Annotated in this window: 1 protein-coding gene; it reads right to left on the minus strand. The window is 50.0% G+C overall.

What is annotated here, in order from left to right; genetic code table 11:
* Positions 1-244, minus strand: a 244-nt coding sequence (locus SB717_RS38775) for a hypothetical protein (RefSeq protein WP_410908573.1), incomplete at both ends; no start/stop codon positions are given.

Consider the following 244-nt stretch of genomic DNA (forward strand, 5'->3'; position numbering starts at 1 on the left):
GTTGGTCTTTAAAAAAGGATTGATACTTTCCGACTGAAAATTGGAGAGTGCACCCTGCACCAAAAAAGTATTGGCCTGGTTTTGGGGGTCAAAGGACCAATCCAGGGTAAATGGCCCGTTGTCCATCAGTTTGGCATCGATGTCGATGTTTACTTTGCCCTCACCTTTGGAATGCAGGTTCTTGATGGTCGCCTCGATGTCCGCAAAGCTCAGCTGCTCGGGGTCCACGTCCGCTTCCAAACGC

The organism is Priestia sp. SIMBA_032 (assembly GCF_046535215.1).
GTDB classification, from domain to species: Bacteria; Bacillota; Bacilli; order Bacillales; family Bacillaceae_H; genus Priestia; species Priestia aryabhattai.